At 70.1% G+C, this 17,357-nt stretch carries 17 protein-coding genes; 2 read left to right on the forward strand and 15 right to left on the reverse strand.

All coding sequences use genetic code 11. The features are described from left to right. Positions 1-147: 147 nt before the first annotated feature. Positions 148-1,377, forward strand: coding sequence for a DUF349 domain-containing protein (locus FBY22_RS27845; RefSeq protein ID WP_142150495.1), 1,230 nt, complete (start codon positions 148-150; stop codon positions 1,375-1,377). A 64-nt stretch (positions 1,378-1,441) separates the two neighbouring features. On the opposite strand, the gene FBY22_RS27850 is transcribed toward FBY22_RS27845, so the two are convergent. Then, entirely contained in the window at positions 1,442-3,976 is a 2,535-nt protein-coding gene (locus FBY22_RS27850; protein ID WP_142150497.1) for a bifunctional (p)ppGpp synthetase/guanosine-3',5'-bis(diphosphate) 3'-pyrophosphohydrolase, read from the reverse strand. A gap of 274 nt (positions 3,977-4,250) precedes the next feature. Between FBY22_RS27850 and FBY22_RS27860 the strand changes: the two genes are divergently transcribed. After that, positions 4,251-4,616 carry a hypothetical protein gene (locus FBY22_RS27860; RefSeq protein ID WP_142150501.1) on the forward strand — a complete coding sequence of 122 codons (366 nt, stop codon included), beginning with the start codon at positions 4,251-4,253 and terminating at the stop codon, positions 4,614-4,616. Positions 4,617-4,713: 97 nt separating this feature from the next. Here FBY22_RS27860 and FBY22_RS27865 read toward each other — a convergent pair whose 3' ends face one another. The 14 genes from FBY22_RS27865 to pgsA all read right to left on the reverse strand — a co-directional run bounded on the left by FBY22_RS27865 (position 4,714) and on the right by pgsA (position 17,234). Continuing rightward, positions 4,714-5,253 (reverse strand): adenine phosphoribosyltransferase, encoded by a 540-nt coding sequence (locus tag FBY22_RS27865; protein ID WP_142150503.1) that lies wholly within the window; start codon positions 5,251-5,253, stop codon positions 4,714-4,716. Continuing rightward, a complete protein-coding gene (secF, locus tag FBY22_RS27870; RefSeq protein WP_142150505.1) occupies positions 5,250-6,359 on the reverse strand; it encodes a protein translocase subunit SecF in 1,110 nt (369 codons plus the stop codon). Before secF ends, FBY22_RS27865 begins: the two co-directional genes overlap by 4 nt. 3 nt (positions 6,360-6,362) lie before the next feature. Next, positions 6,363-8,153: a protein translocase subunit SecD gene (gene secD / locus FBY22_RS27875; protein ID WP_142150507.1), complete on the reverse strand. Its 1,791-nt coding sequence runs from the start codon at positions 8,151-8,153 to the stop codon at positions 6,363-6,365. Between the two features lie 133 nt (positions 8,154-8,286). Further along, positions 8,287-8,778, reverse strand: coding sequence for a preprotein translocase subunit YajC (yajC, locus tag FBY22_RS27880; protein WP_399212556.1), 492 nt, complete (start codon positions 8,776-8,778; stop codon positions 8,287-8,289). Positions 8,779-8,965: 187 nt separating this feature from the next. Next, positions 8,966-10,033 (reverse strand): Holliday junction branch migration DNA helicase RuvB, encoded by a 1,068-nt coding sequence (ruvB, locus tag FBY22_RS27885; protein WP_058926482.1) that lies wholly within the window; start codon positions 10,031-10,033, stop codon positions 8,966-8,968. Between the two features lie 25 nt (positions 10,034-10,058). Then, on the reverse strand, positions 10,059-10,664 hold the full coding sequence (gene ruvA, locus FBY22_RS27890; RefSeq protein ID WP_142150511.1) for a Holliday junction branch migration protein RuvA: 606 nt from the start codon (positions 10,662-10,664) through the stop codon (positions 10,059-10,061). Next, on the reverse strand, positions 10,661-11,221 hold the full coding sequence (gene ruvC, locus FBY22_RS27895) for a crossover junction endodeoxyribonuclease RuvC (protein WP_058926480.1): 561 nt from the start codon (positions 11,219-11,221) through the stop codon (positions 10,661-10,663). The genes ruvA and ruvC overlap by 4 nt, the downstream gene beginning before the upstream one ends. A 126-nt stretch (positions 11,222-11,347) precedes the next feature. Beyond that, the gene (locus FBY22_RS27900; protein WP_142150513.1) at positions 11,348-12,100 is read right to left on the reverse strand and encodes a YebC/PmpR family DNA-binding transcriptional regulator; all 753 of its coding nucleotides are present in this window, start codon (positions 12,098-12,100) and stop codon (positions 11,348-11,350) included. A 52-nt stretch (positions 12,101-12,152) separates the two neighbouring features. Next, the gene (gene pdxT, locus FBY22_RS27905; RefSeq protein ID WP_142150515.1) at positions 12,153-12,755 is read right to left on the reverse strand and encodes a pyridoxal 5'-phosphate synthase glutaminase subunit PdxT; all 603 of its coding nucleotides are present in this window, start codon (positions 12,753-12,755) and stop codon (positions 12,153-12,155) included. 13 nt (positions 12,756-12,768) lie between these two features. Next, positions 12,769-13,680, reverse strand: coding sequence for a pyridoxal 5'-phosphate synthase lyase subunit PdxS (gene pdxS, locus FBY22_RS27910; RefSeq protein ID WP_058926477.1), 912 nt, complete (start codon positions 13,678-13,680; stop codon positions 12,769-12,771). A 140-nt stretch (positions 13,681-13,820) separates the two neighbouring features. Continuing rightward, positions 13,821-14,363, reverse strand: a complete 543-nt coding sequence (locus FBY22_RS27915) for a LemA family protein (protein WP_142150517.1) — start codon at positions 14,361-14,363, stop codon at positions 13,821-13,823. 44 nt (positions 14,364-14,407) lie between these two features. Continuing rightward, positions 14,408-15,577 (reverse strand): glycosyltransferase family 4 protein, encoded by a 1,170-nt coding sequence (locus FBY22_RS27920; protein ID WP_142150519.1) that lies wholly within the window; start codon positions 15,575-15,577, stop codon positions 14,408-14,410. Then, complete coding sequence (locus FBY22_RS27925; protein WP_142150520.1) at positions 15,574-16,494, reverse strand: phosphatidylinositol mannoside acyltransferase; 921 nt, start codon at positions 16,492-16,494, stop codon at positions 15,574-15,576. Before FBY22_RS27925 ends, FBY22_RS27920 begins: the two co-directional genes overlap by 4 nt. Further along, positions 16,491-17,234, reverse strand: a complete 744-nt coding sequence (pgsA, locus tag FBY22_RS27930) for a phosphatidylinositol phosphate synthase (RefSeq protein WP_142152538.1) — start codon at positions 17,232-17,234, stop codon at positions 16,491-16,493. Before pgsA ends, FBY22_RS27925 begins: the two co-directional genes overlap by 4 nt. Positions 17,235-17,357 lie beyond the last annotated feature (123 nt).

Consider the following 17,357-nt stretch of genomic DNA (forward strand, 5'->3'; position numbering starts at 1 on the left):
CACCTCATCCCGACCCCGAGGTGCGAAATTTCGGTCGTGCGGGTGCGGACAGGCCGCCCGCACGTCGCCTATGTTGGCCGTGACGAAACTGTGGACGATGCCCGGGGGCAGTGAGGCCCCTCGCAGGCATCATGTGGAGGAGGCGCTGTGAGCAGCGACCCGTGGGGCCGCGTCGACGAGACGGGGACCGTGTACGTGCGTACGGCCGACGGCGAGCAGGTCGTCGGCTCCTGGCAGGCCGGCTCCCCCGAGGAGGCGCTGGCCTACTTCGAGCGCAAGTACGAGGGCCTGGTTGTGGAGATCGGCCTCCTCGAGAAGCGGGTGAAGACCACCGATCTGTCCGCGAAGGACGCCCAGGCGGCCATCGACCACATCCGCGAGCAGGTCGACGCCCACCACGCGGTGGGCGACCTGGACGCGCTGCGGCAGCGGCTGGACAAGCTCGTACAGACCGTCGAGGCCCGCCGGGAGGAGCGCAAGCAGCAGCGGGCCAAGCAGTCCGACCAGGCGCGGCACGCCAAGGAGGAGCTGGTCGCCGAGGCGGAGCAGCTGGCGCAGTCCGACCAGTGGCGGGCCGCCGGTGAGCGGCTGCGGGCACTGGTGGACACCTGGAAGGGCCTGCCGCGGCTGGACCGCAAGTCGGACGACGAGCTGTGGCATCGCTTCTCGCACGCCCGTTCGGCGTTCTCCAAGCGACGCAAGTCGCACTTCGCGGCGCTGGACGCGCAGCGCGAGGAGGCCCGCCGGACCAAGGAACGGCTGGTCTCCGAGGCGGAGGCGCTGTCGGGTTCGACGGACTGGGGTCCGACGGCGGCCCGCTACCGCGAGCTGATGGCCGAGTGGAAGGCCGCGGGTCGGGCGCAGCGCGAGCACGAGGACGACCTGTGGAACCGCTTCCGCGGCGCCCAGGACGTGTTCTTCGCCGCCCGCAGCTCGGTCTTCGCCGAGCGCGACGCGGAGCAGTCGGAGAACCTGAAGCTGAAGGAGGAGCTGGCCGAGGAGGCCGAGAAGATCCTCCCGGTGACGGACCTCCGGGCCGCGCGGGCCGCGTTCCGCTCGGTCAACGAGCGCTGGGAGGCCATCGGCCACGTGCCGCGCGACGCCCGCCCGAAGGTCGAGGGCCGGATGCACGCGGTCGAGCGCGCCATCCAGGAGGCCGAGGAGGCCGAGTGGCGCCGGACCAACCCGGAGGCGCGCGCGCGTGCCGAGGGTCTGACCGGCCAGCTCCAGGCCGCGGTGGACAAGCTCCGGGGCCAGATCGAGCAGGCGCGCGCCCAGGGCAACACCGCCAAGGCCGACAAGCTCGAGCGTGAGCTGGAGGGCCGCCAGGCCCTGCTGGACCAGGCGCTCAAGGGCCTGCAGGAGTTCGGCGGCTAGTCCCCAGGCCGCTACAAGACGAGAAGGGCCCCGTACATCGCGTACGGGGCCCTTCTCGTGCTCTCTAGGAGCGGTTGCGCGCCGAGGTCACCCGGTACACGTCGTAGACGCCCTCGACGCCTCGTACGGCCTTCAGGACGTGGCCAAGGTGCTTGGGGTCGCCCATCTCGAAGGTGAAGCGCGAGGTGGCGACGCGGTCGCGGGAGGTCTGGACGGCCGCCGAGAGGATGTTGACGTGCTGGTCGGACAGGACGCGGGTGACGTCGGACAGCAGCCGGGAGCGGTCCAGGGCCTCGACCTGGATGGCGACCAGGAAGACCGAGGACTGGGTGGGCGCCCACTCGACCTCGAGGATGCGCTCGGGCTCGCGGGACAGTGACTCCACGTTGACGCAGTCGCTGCGGTGAACCGATACGCCACTACCCCGGGTGACGAAACCGATGATCGGGTCGCCGGGGACGGGCGTGCAGCACCGGGCCAGTTTGACCCACACGTCCTCGACGCCCTTGACGATGACGCCGGGGTCGGCGCTGGAGCGGCGCTTGCGGCGGCTTCGGGTCGGCGGGACCGACTCGTCGATCTCCTCGGTGGCCGCCTCCTCGCCGCCGAGCGCCGAGACGAGCTTCTGCACGATGTTCTGCGCGGAGACATGGCCCTCGCCGATCGCCGCGTACAGGGCGGAGATGTCGGAGTAGCGCATCTCGTGGGCGAGCGTGACCAGCGAGTCGCCGGTGAGGATGCGCTGGATCGGCAGGTTCTGCTTGCGCATCGCGCGGACGATGGCGTCCTTGCCCTGCTCGATCGCCTCGTCGCGGCGCTCCTTGGAGAACCACGCCCGGATCTTGTTGCGGGCGCGCGGCGACTTGACGAAGCCCAGCCAGTCGCGGGACGGGCCGGCGCCGGCCGCCTTGGAGGTGAAGACCTCCACCAGGTCGCCGTTGTCGAGCGTCGACTCGAGCGGTACGAGCCTGCCGTTGACCCGCGCTCCTATCGTCCGGTGGCCGACCTCCGTGTGGACCGCGTACGCGAAGTCAACCGGGGTGGCACCCGCCGGGAGGGCTATGACGTCGCCCTTGGGGGTGAAGACGAAGACCTCGTTGCGGGACAGGTCGAAGCGCAGGGACTCCAGGAACTCGCCCGGGTCCTCGGTCTCCTTCTGCCAGTCCAGCAGCTGGCGCAGCCACGCCATGTCGTTGAGGTGGTCGTCCTTCTTGCCCGCCTTGGGCACGTCGGTGCGCACCTTGGAGGCACCGGCGACGGCCTCCTGCTTGTACTTCCAGTGCGCGGCGATGCCGTACTCGGCGCGGCGGTGCATGTCGAAGGTGCGGATCTGCAGCTCGACCGGCTTGCCGTTGGGGCCGATGACCGTCGTGTGCAGCGACTGGTACATGTTGAACTTCGGCATCGCGATGTAGTCCTTGAACCGGCCGGGGACCGGGTTCCATCGCGCATGCACGGTGCCGAGGGCCGCGTAGCAGTCGCGGACGGTGTCCACGAGGACGCGGATGCCGACCAGGTCGTAGATCTCCGCGAAGTCACGGCCGCGGACGATCATCTTCTGGTAGACGCTGTAGTAGTGCTTCGGTCGCCCGGTGACAGTCGCCTTGATCCGGGCCGCGCGCAGGTCCTGCTGCACCTCGTCGGTCACTATGGCCAGGTACTCGTCACGCTTCGGCGCCCGCTCGGCCACCAGCCGTACGATCTCGTCGTACATCTTGGGATAGAGGATCGCGAAGGCGAGGTCCTCCAGCTCCCACTTGATGGTGTTCATGCCGAGCCGGTGGGCCAGGGGCGCGTAGATCTCCAGCGTCTCGCGCGCCTTCTTCTCCTGCTTCTCGCGCTTGAGGTAGCGCATGGTGCGCATGTTGTGCAGGCGGTCGGCGAGCTTGATGACCAGGACGCGCGGGTCCTTGGCCATCGCCACGACCATCTTGCGCACGGTCTCGGCCTGCGCGGCCTCGCCGAACTTGACCTTGTCCAGCTTCGTGACGCCGTCGACGAGCAGCGCGACGGAGTCGCCGAAGTCGCGGCGGAGCTGGTCGAGGCCGTACTCGGTGTCCTCGACGGTGTCGTGCAGCAGGCCCGCCATCAGCGTGGCCGGATCCATGCCCAGCTCGGCGAGGATCGTGGTCACCGCGAGGGGGTGCGTGATGTACGGGTCGCCGCTCTTGCGCTTCTGGCCGCGGTGCCAGCGCTCGGCGACCTGGTAGGCCGTCTCGATCTTGCGGAGCGTGGCCGTCTCGATCTTCGGGTCGTTGCTGCGCACTATCCGCAGCAGCGGCTCGAGCACCGGGTTGTACGGGTTGGAGCGCTGGACGCCGAGTCGGGCGAGGCGGGCGCGGACGCGGTTGGAGGAGCCGGAGCGGGCGGGCTGACCGGTGTTCGGGCGCACCGCCGGGGCCGTGGGCACCGGGCTGTCGGACGGGGCCGGCTTGGGGCGGGACTCTTCGGCCGACTTGTCGACGGGCGCCGACTGGGCGTGCTCGACCGGCCCGCGGGTGTCGTTCTTGGCGACCGGTTCGGTCGGCGCGGGCTTGGCCGCGGCAGCCGAGGCGGACTCGGGCTTGGCGGCGGTCAGGTGCTGGGCCTCGTCTGGCAAGAGGACTCCTCGTGCGCGATCCGGGTCCCCCGGTCAGGCTCCGGAGGACCCATGGTAGCGATCCCGGGCCTCAGGATCGCCTTCAGGCCGATGTGACGGTGGTCTACACGCGTAACACGGGCGGGCGCCGCCGCATTCCACGAGCCTGCAAAGGAATCGGAAAGCTTTTCCCGGAAAGTCACTAATTGGACAGAGCGGAAAAACCAGAGAAATTAATTCTGTTGACTCGGGCATCGGGCGCCGCATAAGATCCACTTCGACCCAGAAGCGGAATATGACCAATTCCGCTTCTAAAGAAAAAAGAAACGGGATGAGCATGAGAATGCTTGGCAAGACAGTGGCGGCTGCGGCTCTGGCGGTCGGTATGAGTGCGGCCTTCGCACTCCCCGCCCAGGCGGCGACGGCGGCCCCCATGTCGACGCATCGGGGGACCTCGGGGTGCTTCAACTGGTCCTGGGCCGACGGGACCACGACGACCACCATCTACTACCACAACACGTGCAGCACGACGAAGCACCTGTGTGTCTGGTGGAAGGACGGCCAGGTGAACTCCCTGCACCGCATCACCGCCGGAGGCGATGAGAAGGGTCACCTCAAGAAGCCCGGCACCATCATAAGCAACGACATCGAAGACTGCTGATTTAGCCGTCAACCGATTTCGGCAATAGCAGGGAACACGAAGCGGCCCCGAGTGCGACAAGCGCGCACTCGGGGCCGCATCGTTTCCGGAACCCGACTCAGAGGGTGAGTACGGCCTCCAGCGGAGCACCCTTGAGGGCGGGCTCCAGGCGAGCACGGCCGCCCAGGAATCCCAGCTCCATGAGGACGGCCAGACCCGCGACCTCGGCGCCCGCCCGGCGGATCAGCCGGATCGAGGCCTCGGCGGTCCCGCCGGTGGCGAGGACGTCGTCGATGATGAGGATCCGGTCGTCGGCCGACAGGTCCTCCGCGTGGACCTCGATCTCCGCCGAGCCGTACTCCAGGTCGTACGCCTGGGCAAGGGTCGCTCCGGGGAGCTTGCCCGCCTTGCGCACGGGGATGAAGCCGAGGCCGGCCCGGACGGCGACCGGGGCGCCGAGGATGAAGCCGCGGGCCTCCAGGCCGACGACCTTGGTGGCGCCCGTGTTCGCCGCGACCTCGGCGAGCGCGTCGGTGAGCGCCGTGAAAGCCGCCGGGTCCGCCAGGAGCGGCGTGATGTCCTTGAACATCACGCCCGGCTCCGGATAGTCCGCGACATCGCGGATACGGCTGAGCAGCAGCTCCTGGATGTCGGTCATCGGCGCTTCCCCGAAGGACGGCCACGGCCGCGGCCGCGGGACGCGGGCTGGTGGCGCGGGCCGACGACCGCCGCGGCGGCGTCCTCGGGCTCGTCGGCGTAGCCTTCGTCCACCGTGCCCGGCTGCTCGTCCTGAGCGGCGGCCTGGGCGCGCTTGGCCAGGACGCGCTTCTTGAGCGCCTTCATCTGCGGCTCGCGCTCCTTGAGGTCGGCGACGAGCGGCGTGGCGATGAAGATCGAGGAGTACGCACCGGCCGCGAGGCCGACGAACAGCGACAGCGAGATGTCGTTGAGGGTTCCCGCGCCGAGGAAGCCACCGCCGATGAACAGCAGGCCCGCGACCGGCAGCAGCGCGACGACCGTCGTGTTGATCGAGCGGACGAGGGTGCCGTTGATCGACCTGTTGGCGATGTCGCTGTAGGTGAACCGGGTCTGCTTGGTGATGTCCTTGGTCTGCTCCTTGAGGCTGTCGAAGACGACGACCGTGTCGTAGAGCGAGTAACCGAGGATCGTCAGCAGACCGATGACCGTGCCGGGCGTGACCTCGAAGCCGACCAGGGCGTAGATACCGGTCGTGATGGTGATGTCGTGGATCAGCGCGACCAGGGCCGCGAGCGCCATCCGCCACTCGAAGGCGATCGCCAGGTAGATCACCACGAGGACCATGAAGATGCCCAGGCCCTCCCAGGCCTTGTTGGCGATCTGGTCACCCCAGCTCGGGCCGACCAGGTCGGCGGCGATGGACTCGGGGGACATCTTCATGTCCTTGGCCAGCTCGGCCTTGGTGGCGTCCGACTTCTCGGTGTCCATGCCCGCGATCTGGATGCGCAGGCCGCCGGTGCCGAGCTTCTGCACCACCGCGTCATGGCCGGCCGCGCGAGCCGCGTAGGTCTCCGCCTGCGCCACCGAGACACTGGTCTTGCCGGTGGTGAAGACGGCGCCGCCCTGGAAGTCGATGCCCATGTTCAGGCCACGCACCGCCAGGCCGACGATGGCCGTGATGGTGATCAGGATGGAGATGCCGTACCAGATCTTGCGCTTGCCGACGAAGTCGTAGCTGATCTCGCCGCGGTGGAGTCGGGCGCCGAGGTTGCCGAGTTTCGACATCGCTCACGCTTCCTTCGGGTCGACAGGGCCCGCGACGGGGCCGGAGGGACGGCGGGTGCGGCGCAGGGGGGCCTTGGCGCCCAGGCCCTTCGGGTCGAGTCCCGACCACTTGTGGCCGCTCGCGAAGAACTTGCGTCGGGCGAGGAGCGTCATCAGCGGCTTGGTGAAGAAGAAGACGACGACCACGTCGAGCACGGTGGTCAGACCGAGCGTGAACGCGAAGCCCTGCACCTTGCCGACGGTCACGATGAAGAGCACCGCGGCGGCCAGGAACGACACGAAGTCGGAAACCAGGATGGTGCGCCGGGCCCGCGGCCAGGCCCGCTCGACGGCGGGACGCAGGGTGCGGCCCTCGCGGATCTCGTCCCGGATGCGTTCGAAGAACACGATGAACGAGTCCGCGGTGATACCGATGGCGACGATGGCGCCGCAGACGGCCGGCAGGTTCAGCGCGAAGTGGATCGTGGGGCCGAGCAGCGACATGATCACGTAGGTGAGGATCGCGGACACCAGCAGCGAGGGAATCGCGACGATCGACAGCCCGCGGTAGAAGGCGAGCAGGTAGATGATGACCAGACCCAGGCCGATCGCGCCCGCGATCAGACCGGCGTGCAGCTGCTCACCGCCGAGCGCGGCCGTCACGGTGGTCACGCTCTGCTCCTTGAAGGAGAGCGGGAGCGCGCCGTAGGACAGCATGTTGGCGAGGCCCTGGGCCTCCTGCTGGCTGAAGCTGCCGGTGATCTCCGCGCTGCCGCCGGTCAGCGCCTCCGAGACACGCGGGTCGGAGACGACGTTGCCGTCGAGGACGATCGCGAACTGGTTCTGCGGGGGCTGGTTCTTGGCCAGCTGACCGGTGATGTCACCGAACTTCTTGGCGCCCTTGGAGGTGAACTCCATGGTGACGGTCCAGCCGGCGCTGCTCTGGGTGTTGAAGACGGCCTGGGCCTTCTTCACGTCCGTGCCGTCGACGGCGGCGGGGCCGAGGATGTACTTCTGCCACTGGCCCGAGGAGTTCTTGCCGCAGGCCACGGTGGACTCGGTGGCCTTGGCGTTCTTGCCGGCGGTGGTCTGAGCCGCCTTCTTGGTGCAGTCGAGGGCGGCGTACTGCGCCTGCAGCTTGGCGACCGCGTCGCTCGCGGCCGAGCTGCCGCTCGCCGACGGGGTGGGACTGGCGGACGACTTCGAGCCGGAGGAGGCGGTGGCGCTCGGCGTCGGACTCGCCTTGAGGGCGTCGGTGACGACGCGGCCCTGCGAGGTGGCCGTGGCCGACGGGCTCGCGGAGGACGAGGGGGTCGACGTGCCGGTGGCCTTCTGACCCTTGGCGGTGGCCTTGGCCGAGGGGCTGCCGGAGGCGCTGGGCGACGGGCTGGCCGTCGCGGAGCCGCCGGAGACCTCGGTGGTGAGCACCGGACGGAAGTACAGCTTGGCGGTGGTGCCGACCTGGTCGCGCGCTTCCTTGGAGTTCGTGCCCCGGGGGATGTTGACGATGATGTTGCTGCTGCCCTGGGTCTGCACCTCCGTCTCGGACACGCCCAGACCGTTGACACGGCGGTTCATGATGGCGACCGCGGTGTCCATGTTGGTCTTGTTGATCGCGTTGGGCTGGCCCGGCTCGTTCACCGCCTGAAGGGTGATGCTCGTACCACCGGCCAGGTCGATGCCGAGGCGCGGAGTGGTGTTCCCGGAGGCGAACATTCCACCGGTGAGCGCCACGATGGCGATCAGAATGAGGGCCAGCGAGCGTCCTGGCTTGCTCTGGGCGCTCGCGCTTCGGCCCTTTTTAGGTGCTGCCACCTTCTCGTACTCCCTCTCGGGCCGCTCCGCGCCGGGTCAGCGCGGTGTCGGCCATGACATGGTGTCGGGATCCCCGTGTGCGAGACGACACGTCCCGGGGCGCGCGAGGTCGGCCGCGCGCCCCGGGACATGACTACTTCGCGTCGGAGTCGCCGTCGGTCTTCTTCGTCTCCTCGTCCGACTTCGTCTCCGTGGCGGCGGTCTCGTCGGCCGGCTCCTCGGTCGCGTCCTTCTTGCCGAGGTCGACGGACTTGTCGTCGGAGGCGGCGGCAGCTTCGTCGGCGGAGTCGTCGGTCTCGGTGAGGGAGGAGGCGTCGTCCGGGACGACGTCGGTGTCGGACTTCAGGTCGTGCTCGATGCCGTGCACGATGCGGTTGTACTCGTCATCGCTGAGCACGGAACCGATGGCGTTCTTCGCGAAGAGGAGGTCGACGCCCGGGCCGGCGTCGAGGAGGACCGTGTCCTCGTTGACCTCCTTGACCGTCGCGTACATGCCCCCGATCGTGCGGACGCCGCTGCCGGGCTGCATCTCGTTCCGCATCTGCTGGGCCTGCTGCTGCTTGCGCTTGGCCGAACGGGTCATGAGGAACATGGCCCCGATGAGCACGATGAACGGGAGGAGCATGGTGATATTCACGGGACGGAGTTTCCTTCGCACGACCGCGATGGAGAGCGGCCTCATGGATGGGGGTATGTATACCGCCGACAAAGGCGGCATCGGCGGAGTCTAAGCGAGTCCGCGCGCATGGAACAACGCTCAGCATGGCACCTGGGTTCCTTACCCGGCCAATGCCGACGCCGTCACAATGGCATCACGTCCCGAACAGGTCCTGTTGTCCGTTTCCCGCAGTGGCGGAGCGGGGCGGGGTGAGGCCGAGATGCGCCCATGCGGCGGGCGTGGCCACCCGGCCGCGCGGGGTGCGGGCCAGCAGCCCCTCCCGTACGAGGAAGGGCTCGGCGACCTCTTCGACGGTCTCGCGCTCCTCCCCCACCGCTACGGCGAGCGTGGACAGGCCGACCGGTCCGCCGCCGAACAGCTTCAGCAGCGCCTCCAGTACACCGCGGTCGAGGCGGTCCAGGCCCCGGGCGTCAACTTCGTACACCGCGAGGGCCGCGGCCGCGATGTCCCGTGTGATGAGCCCGTCGGCCTTGACCTGGGCGTAGTCCCGGACGCGGCGCAGCAGGCGGTTGGCGATGCGGGGCGTGCCGCGGGAGCGGCCGGCGATCTCGGCGGCGCCGTCGGCCTGGATCTCGACGTCCAGCAGGTTCGCGGAGCGGTGGATGACGCGCTCCAGCTCGGCGGGCTCGTAGAACTCCATGTGCGCGGTGAAGCCGAAGCGGTCGCGCAGCGGGGGCGGCAGCAGACCCGCGCGGGTGGTGGCGCCGACCAGGGTGAAGGGGGGCAGTTCGAGCGGGATCGCGGTGGCGCCGGGGCCCTTGCCGACGATGACGTCGACGCGGAAGTCCTCCATGGCCATGTACAGCATCTCCTCGGCGGGCCGGGACATGCGGTGGATCTCGTCGAGGAAGAGGACCTCGCCCTCCTGGAGGGAGGACAGGATCGCGGCCAGGTCGCCGGCGTGCTGGATGGCGGGTCCGCTGGTGATGCGGATGGGGGCGCCCATCTCCGCCGCGATGATCATCGAGAGGGTGGTCTTGCCGAGGCCGGGGGCGCCGGAGAGGAGCACGTGGTCGGCGGTGGCGCCGCGCGCGCGGGCGGCGCGCAGCACCAGGTCGAGCTGCTCACGGACCTTCTCCTGGCCGATGAACTCGCCCAGGTCCTTGGGGCGCAGGGCGGCCTCGACGGCCTGGTCCTCACGGTCGGCGGACGCACCGACGAGCCGCTCGGCGGAGGTGTCGGTGGTGTCGTCCCAGTTCATGTGGTGTGCCTCGGGTTCGGGGTGGTCAGCGGGCGCGGTTGAGGGTCTGCAGGGCCGCCTTCAGCAACTGGCCGACCTGCGGGGTGCCCTCGGCCGCCTCGGCCTGCGGCGCCACGGCGGTCACGGCCTCGTCGGCCTCGCGGGTGGCGTATCCCAGGCCGATGAGCGCGGCGTGCAGCTGGTCGCGCCAGCCCTGGGTGACGGGGGCGCCGACCGCGGGGGCGCCGACCGGTTCGCCGAGCCGGTCCTTGAGTTCCAGCAGCAGCTTCTGGGCGCCCTTCTTGCCGATGCCGGGGACGGCGGTCAGGGCTTTTTCGTCACTGGTGGCGATGGCACGGCGCAGAGCGTCCGGGCTGTGCACGGCCAGCATCGCCTGGGCGAGGCGGGGGCCGACCCCGCTCGCCGTCTGCAGCAGCTCGAAGACCTGGCGTTCGTCGTCGTCCACGAAGCCGTACAGGGTGAGGGAGTCCTCCCGTACCACCAGGGAGGTGGCGAGCTTGGTCTGCTGGCCCATGCGCAGCCCGGAGAGGGTGTTGGGCGTGCACTGGACGGCGATGCCGATCCCGCCCACCTCGACCACGGCGGAGTCGGGCGCGAGGGCGGCGACCGGGCCGCTGACGAACGCGATCATGCGATACGGCCTTTCGATGATGCCTGGGCCGCCTTGGCCGCCTGGGCTGCGTGCAGGGCCACGGCCTGCTGGAGTCGGTTCTGCGCGGGGGCGCGCCAGATGTGGCAGATGGCGAGAGCGAGGGCGTCCGCGGCGTCGGCGGGCTTGGGGGGCGCATCGAGCCGTAGGAGCCGGGTGACCATGGCGCCGACCTGGGCCTTGTCGGCGCGTCCGCTGCCGGTGACGGCCGCCTTGACCTCGCTGGGGGTGTGCAGGGCGACGGGGATGCCGCGGCGGGCGGCGCAGAGCATGGCGACGGCGCTGGCCTGGGCGGTGCCCATCACGGTCCGTACGTTGTGCTGGCTGAACACCCGCTCCACGGCGACGAATTCGGGCCGGTGTTCGTCCAGCCAGGCCTCGATGCCCTGCTCGATCGCGACGAGACGGTGCCCCAGTTCGGCGTCCGCGGGCGTGCGTACGACACCCACGCCGACCATGGTGAGGGGCCGGCCGGCCACCCCCTCGACGACGCCGACTCCGCATCGGGTCAGGCCGGGGTCCACCCCGAGTACGCGCACCGCGCCCCTCCCCTCTCTGCGGTGATCACTGACTGCCGCAAGGCTATCCGCTGCCACTGACAACAGCGGCGGGCCGGTGGGACGTGTCCCATCGGCCCGCCGATGTCCGCTCGGTTCGCGGCAGCGCTACGCGTCGACCTTCTCCATGACCTCGTCGCTGACGTCGAAGTTGGCGAAGACGTTCTGCACGTCGTCGCTGTCCTCGAGCGCGTCGATCAGCTTGAAGATCTTCTTGGCGCCCTCCTCGTCCAGCTCGACCTGCATGGTCGGGACGAAGTTGGCCTCGGCGGAGTCGTAGTCGATCCCGGCGTCCTGCAGGGCGGTGCGGACCGCGACCAGGTCGGTGGCCTCGCTGAGCACCTCGAAGGACTCGCCCAGGTCGTTGACCTCCTCGGCACCCGCGTCCAGGACGGCGGCGAGGACGTCGTCCTCGGACAGCTCGCCCTTGGGGACGATCACGACGCCCTTGCGGTTGAAGAGGTACGACACCGAGCCCGGGTCGGCCATGGAACCGCCGTTGCGGGTCATGGCGACGCGGACGTCGGAGGCGGCGCGGTTGCGGTTGTCGGTGAGGCACTCGATGAGCACCGCGACGCCGTTCGGGCCGTAGCCCTCGTACATGATCGTCTCGTAGTCGGCGCCGCCGGCCTCGAGTCCACCGCCGCGCTTGATCGCGGAGTCGATGTTCTTGTTCGGGACCGACGACTTCTTGGCCTTCTGGACGGCGTCGTAGAGCGTCGGGTTGCCGTCGAGGTCCACGCCGCCCATGCGCGCCGCGACCTCGATGTTCTTGATCAGCTTCGCGAAGAGCTTGCCGCGCTTGGCGTCGATCACGGCCTTCTTGTGCTTCGTCGTGGCCCATTTAGAGTGGCCGGACATCTGCCTGTCTCCTTCGCGTAACCCATCTCTGCAACGAACGCCAGGAATCCTACTAGGACTCCGTCGCCCGGTTCGCGTGCACCATGTCGACGAACAGGGAGTGCACGCGGTGGTCGCCGGTCAGTTCCGGGTGGAACGACGTGGCGAGCGCGTTGCCCTGGCGGACCGCGACGATGTGGCCTTCGTGCTCGGCGAGCACCTCGGTCTCGGCGCCGACGGACTCGACCCAGGGGGCGCGGATGAAGACGCCTTCTACAGGATCGCCCTCGACGCCCTTGACGTCGACCGCCGCTTCGAAGGACTCGTTCTGCCGGCCGAACGCGTTGCGGCGCACGATCATGTCGATGCCGCCGAAGGTCTCCTGGCCCGAGCGCGGGTCGAGGATCTTGTCGGCGAGCATGATCATGCCGGCGCAGGTGCCGTAGACGGGCATGCCGGCACGCACGCGTGCGCGGAGGGGCTCCATCACGCCGAAGAGGACGGCGAGCTTGGAGATGGTGGTGGACTCGCCGCCGGGGATGACGAGGCCGTCCACCTCGGCGAGTTCTTCGGGGCGCCTGACCGGCCTGGCCACGGCGTCGGCCGCGGCCAGGGCGATGAGGTGCTCCCGTACGTCGCCCTGGAGGGCCAGGACGCCTATGACGGGGGTGTTCATGTGATCCGGTGCCTTACCAGCCGCGGTTGGCGTAGCGCTCGGCCTCGGGCAGGGTGTCGCAGTTGATGCCGACCATGGCCTCGCCGAGGTTGCGGGACGCGTCCGCGATGATCTTCGGGTCGTCGTAGAAGGTGGTGGCCTTGACGATGGCGGCGGCGCGCTTGGCCGGGTCGCCCGACTTGAAGATGCCGGAGCCGACGAAGACGCCCTCGGCGCCGAGCTGGCGCATCAGGGCCGCGTCGGCCGGGGTGGCCACGCCGCCGGCGGAGAACAGCACCACGGGGAGCTTGCCGAGCTCGGCGACCTCCTTGACCAGCTCGTACGGGGCGCGCAGCTCCTTGGCGGCGGCGTACAGCTCGTGGTTGTCGTAGCCGCGCAGGCGGGCGATCTCGTTCTTGATCTGGCGCAGGTGGCGGACGGCCTCGACGACGTTGCCGGTGCCGGCCTCGCCCTTGGAGCGGATCATGGCCGCGCCCTCGGCGATGCGGCGCAGGGCCTCGCCGAGGTTGGTGGCGCCGCAGACGAAGGGGGTGGTGAAGGCCCACTTGTCGGAGTGGTTGACCTCGTCGGCCGGGGTGAGGACCTCGGACTCGTCGATGTAGTCGACGCCGAGGGACTGCAGGACCTGGGCCTCGACGAAGTGGCCGATGCGGGACTTGGCCATGACCGGGATGGAGACGGCCTCGATGATGCCCTCGATCATGTCCGGGTCGGACATGCGGGCCACGCCGCCGTCCTTGCGGATGTCGGCCGGGACCCGCTCCAGGGCCATGACGGCGACGGCGCCCGCGTCCTCGGCGATCTTCGCCTGCTCCGGCGTGACGACGTCCATGATCACGCCACCCTTGAGCTGCTCGGCCATGCCGCGCTTCACGCGCGCGGTGCCGGTCTCGGGGGCCTGGTTTTCGGAGAGGGTGCTGGACACGGATGACCTCACTGAAGGGAAAGAGGGTTTCTGCAATCACCGAGGAAACGTGAGCGCACCAGTCCACGGCAAGGGCCAATGGCAACCCGGTGGATCGTTTTGCCGCGGAGCCGCCCGTGCCGGACGGCGCGTGCGGCGTCTCAGGCCACCCGGTCCGCCAGGTCGGCCGGCGGCTCGTCGTCCATCTCGAAGGCCATGGGGGCGGGGGCGTGACCGGCCAGGCGGAACCAGCGGACCTTGCGGTGTTCGCGCAGCCGGTGGGCCGCGCCGACGGCGTCGTTGTGGAAGCGGCGGGCCATCGGGACGCGGCGTACCGCCTCCGCGAGCTCGTGGGTGGCCGCCTCCCCGCCGGGGGCCTCGCGCACCACCTCCACCTGGGCCGGTTCGGCGAACACCGCCCGCAGCGCCTGGCTCAGCTCGCTCTCGGCGACCTCCCGCTGCTCCTCCTCGGCCTGCCGGGCGGCGTGCGCGGCCTCGTACAGGACGATCGACGCGGCCGGGTCGAGGACGCCCGAGGTGGCCAGTTCCTGGGCCACCGAGGCCCTGCGCAGCAGCTGCGCGTCGAGGGCGGCGCGGGCGGCGTCGATCCGGGCGTGCAGCCGGTCCAGACGGCCCGCGGTCCAGCTCAGGTACAGGCCGAACGCGACGAGGGCGACGAGGATCCAGATCAGGGTTGCGGTCACGGGCGCTCACGTTACCGGGCACCTCACGGCGCCCGGAGGGGGCATCAGTCGCGCGCCAGCCCGAGCCGCGCCCGCAGCCCCGGCGCCCGGTCGTCCTCCGCCGCCGCGACCGCCGTCGTCCCGTCCGTGACCGTCTCGTACACCGACAGGATGTCCGCCCCGACCGTCGACCAGTCGAAGCGCCGTACGTGCGCGCTGCCCCGCTCGCGGAGTTCGGCCCGGCGCCCGGGGTCCCCGAGCAGCCGCACCGCCGCCTCCGCCAGCGCGTCGGAGTCCTCGTTGGCGAACAGTTCTCCGGCCGCTCCCTGGTCCAGCACCTGCGCGAAGGCGTCCAGGTCCGAGGCGAGGACCGGCGCGCCCGCCGACATGGCCTCGACGAGGATGATGCCGAAGCTCTCGCCGCCGGTGTTGGGGGCGACGTAGAGGTCGACGCTGCGCAGGAAGCGGGCCTTGTCCTCGTCGCTGATCATGCCCAGGAACTCGACGCGGGAGCGCAGTTCGGCGGGCAGCGACTCGACCGCCTCCTCCTCGTCGCCGCGGCCCGCTACCAGCAGTCGCGTCTGCGGCCGGGCCGCGAGGATCTTCGGCAGGGCCCGCATCAGCACCGGCAGGCCCTTGCGCGGCTCGTCGATGCGGCCGATGAAGCCGATCGTGTCGCCCTGCCAGGCGGGGTTGGGCTCGGCCTTGGCGAAGAAGTCGACGTCCACGCCGTTCGGGATGACCACCGCGTCGCCGCCCAGGTGCTCGACCAGGGTGCGGCGGGCGTACTCGCTCACCGCGATCCGCGCGCTGATCTTCTCCAGGGCCGCCTGGAGGATCGCGTACGCGGCGATCATGGCCTTGGAGCGCGGGTTGGAGGTGTGGAAGGTGGCCACGATCGGGCCCGACGCCGCCCAGCAGGTCAGCAGGCCCAGCGACGGCGAGGTCGGCTCGTGGATGTGCACGACGTCGAAGTGGCCGTCGTGCAGCCAGCGGCGCACCCGGGCCGCCGAGAGGAAACCGAAGTTCAGCCGGGCCACCGAGCCGTTGTACGGCACCGGCACCGCGCGGCCCGCCGAGACGACGTACGGCGGCAGCGGGGTGTCGTCGTCGGCGGGGGCCAGCACGGACACCTCGTGACCGAGCCGGATGAAGTACTCGGCGAGGTCGCGGATGTGGAACTGGACGCCGCCCGGTACGTCCCAGGAGTACGGGCAGACGATGCCGATCCTCACGAAGCCCCCTTGGCGGGATCACGTGCGGGGTCGAGGTCCTTGAGCCACAGACGCTGCAGCATGTGCCAGTCCTCCGGATGGTCGGCGATCCCGGTGGCGAAGGCGTCGGCCAGCGCCTGTGTCATGACAGACGTCTTCTCGGCCCGGTTGCCTGTCCCGGGGACCTCGATCGGCGGATGGACACGTCCCTGCATCACGGGCGAGTCGTCGTACCAGAGCGTGACCGGCAGCAGGAGCGCGCCGGTCTGCTGGGCCAGGAGGGCCGGACCGGCCGGCATCCGAGTGGCCTCGCCGAAGAACCGGACCTCCACGCCCGAGGCCGACAGGTCGCGCTCGGCGACCAGGCAGACCAGGCCGCCGTCGCGCAGCCGGCGGGCCAGGGTGCCGAAGGCGGTGCCGCCGCTGTGCGGCAGGACCTCCATGCCGAGGCCCTCGCGGTAGGCGACGAAACGGTCGTAGAGGCTCTCGGGCTTGAGGCGCTCGGCGACCGTGGTGAACGGCGTCTGAAGCGCCGTGGTGACCCAGGCGCCGGCCAGGTCCCAGTTGGCCATGTGCGGCAACGCGAGGACGACGCCCCTGCCGGAGGCGATGCCGTCGGTGAGGTGGTGCAGGTCCTTGGGGTCGAAGCCCGTCCGCACGCGCTCGGCGCTCCACGCCGGCAGCCGGAACGACTCCATCCAGTAGCGCAGGTAGGAGCGCATCCCCGCACGCGAGAGCTCGGCGAGACGCTCGGGGCTCGCGTCCGGCACCACGCGCGCGTAGTTGGCCTCCAGTCGCTGCACGCCCTTGCCGCGCCGCTTCCAGGCGAGGTCGGCGATGCTCCGGCCGAGCCGTACGGCGGCCGGCTCCGGAAGCTTCTTGACCGTGCTCCAGCCCAGGCCGTACAGCCCGTCGGTCAGCTGATCCCGCACGCTCACTTCGCCGCCTCACTCCCCTGGGAGGCATTCTCGCTCTCCTGGGCGGCGGCCGCCGCCTCGGCCTCGGCCGATTCGCGGCGGACCGTGACGACGCGCTGGACGAGGGTGACGAGGCTGCCGACGGCGACGATCCACAGGGCGACGGGCAGCAGGTACTGGATCCCCGGCACGCCGAACTTGTGCAGCCCGGCGAGACCGGCCGCGACCAGCGAGATGACCAGGCGCTCGGCCCGCTCGACGAGGCCGTTCACCGCGACCGGCAGGCCGATCGACTCGCCCCGGGCCTTGGTGTACGACACCACCTGGCCGCTGGCCAGGCAGAAGATGGAGACGGCGCACAGGACGTTGTCGTTGCCGTGGCCCGCGTACCAGAGGGCGAATCCGCCGAAGATCGCGCCGTCGGCGACGCGGTCGAGGGTGGAGTCGAGGAACGCGCCCCAGCGGCTGCTGCGCCCGAGCTGGCGGGCCATGTTGCCGTCGACCAGGTCGGAGAAGACGAACAGCGTGATGACGACGGTGCCCCAGAAGAACTCGCCCATGGGGTAGAAGACCAGGGCGCCGGCGACCACGCCCGCGGTGCCCAGCAGCGTGACCGTGTCAGGGCTGACGCCCCGGCGGATGAGAAACGCGGCGAACGGTGTGAGGACACGCGTGAAGAATGCACGCGCGTACTTGTTCAGCATGGCCTTCCCGACGGTCGGTGTGACCGGCTCGGCCCCTGTGGCCACCGGCGGGCCCATCGTAGCCACGCGCGCGTGTGTGCGACCGCCGGGCACTGTCGGACGGGACCAGTGGCCGTCGGCGGGGGGACCTACGGGCACGATCACGTCCTCCGTATGGACGCACCGTGACGGGAGTGGAAA

Source organism: Streptomyces sp. SLBN-31, from assembly GCF_006715395.1.
Taxonomy (GTDB): Bacteria; Actinomycetota; Actinomycetes; order Streptomycetales; family Streptomycetaceae; genus Streptomyces.

Bases quoted from the DNA above. Each gene is read 5' to 3' on its own strand.
- yajC (WP_399212556.1), bottom strand. From the start codon at position 8,778: ATGCTCCTCCCGTTCATCGTGCTCATCGGGGCCATGTTCCTCATGACC.
- ruvB (WP_058926482.1), bottom strand. From the start codon at position 10,033: ATGAACTGGGACGACACCACCGACACCTCCGCCGAGCGGCTCGTCGGT.
- pdxT (WP_142150515.1), bottom strand. From the start codon at position 12,755: ATGAACACCCCCGTCATAGGCGTCCTGGCCCTCCAGGGCGACGTACGG.
- secF (WP_142150505.1), bottom strand. From the start codon at position 6,359: ATGTCGAAACTCGGCAACCTCGGCGCCCGACTCCACCGCGGCGAGATC.
- ruvA (WP_142150511.1), bottom strand. From the start codon at position 10,664: ATGATCGCGTTCGTCAGCGGCCCGGTCGCCGCCCTCGCGCCCGACTCC.
- FBY22_RS27900 (WP_142150513.1), bottom strand. From the start codon at position 12,100: ATGTCCGGCCACTCTAAATGGGCCACGACGAAGCACAAGAAGGCCGTG.
- FBY22_RS27860 (WP_142150501.1), top strand. From the start codon at position 4,251: ATGACCAATTCCGCTTCTAAAGAAAAAAGAAACGGGATGAGCATGAGA.
- FBY22_RS27865 (WP_142150503.1), bottom strand. From the start codon at position 5,253: ATGACCGACATCCAGGAGCTGCTGCTCAGCCGTATCCGCGATGTCGCG.
- pgsA (WP_142152538.1), bottom strand. From the start codon at position 17,234: ATGGGCCCGCCGGTGGCCACAGGGGCCGAGCCGGTCACACCGACCGTC.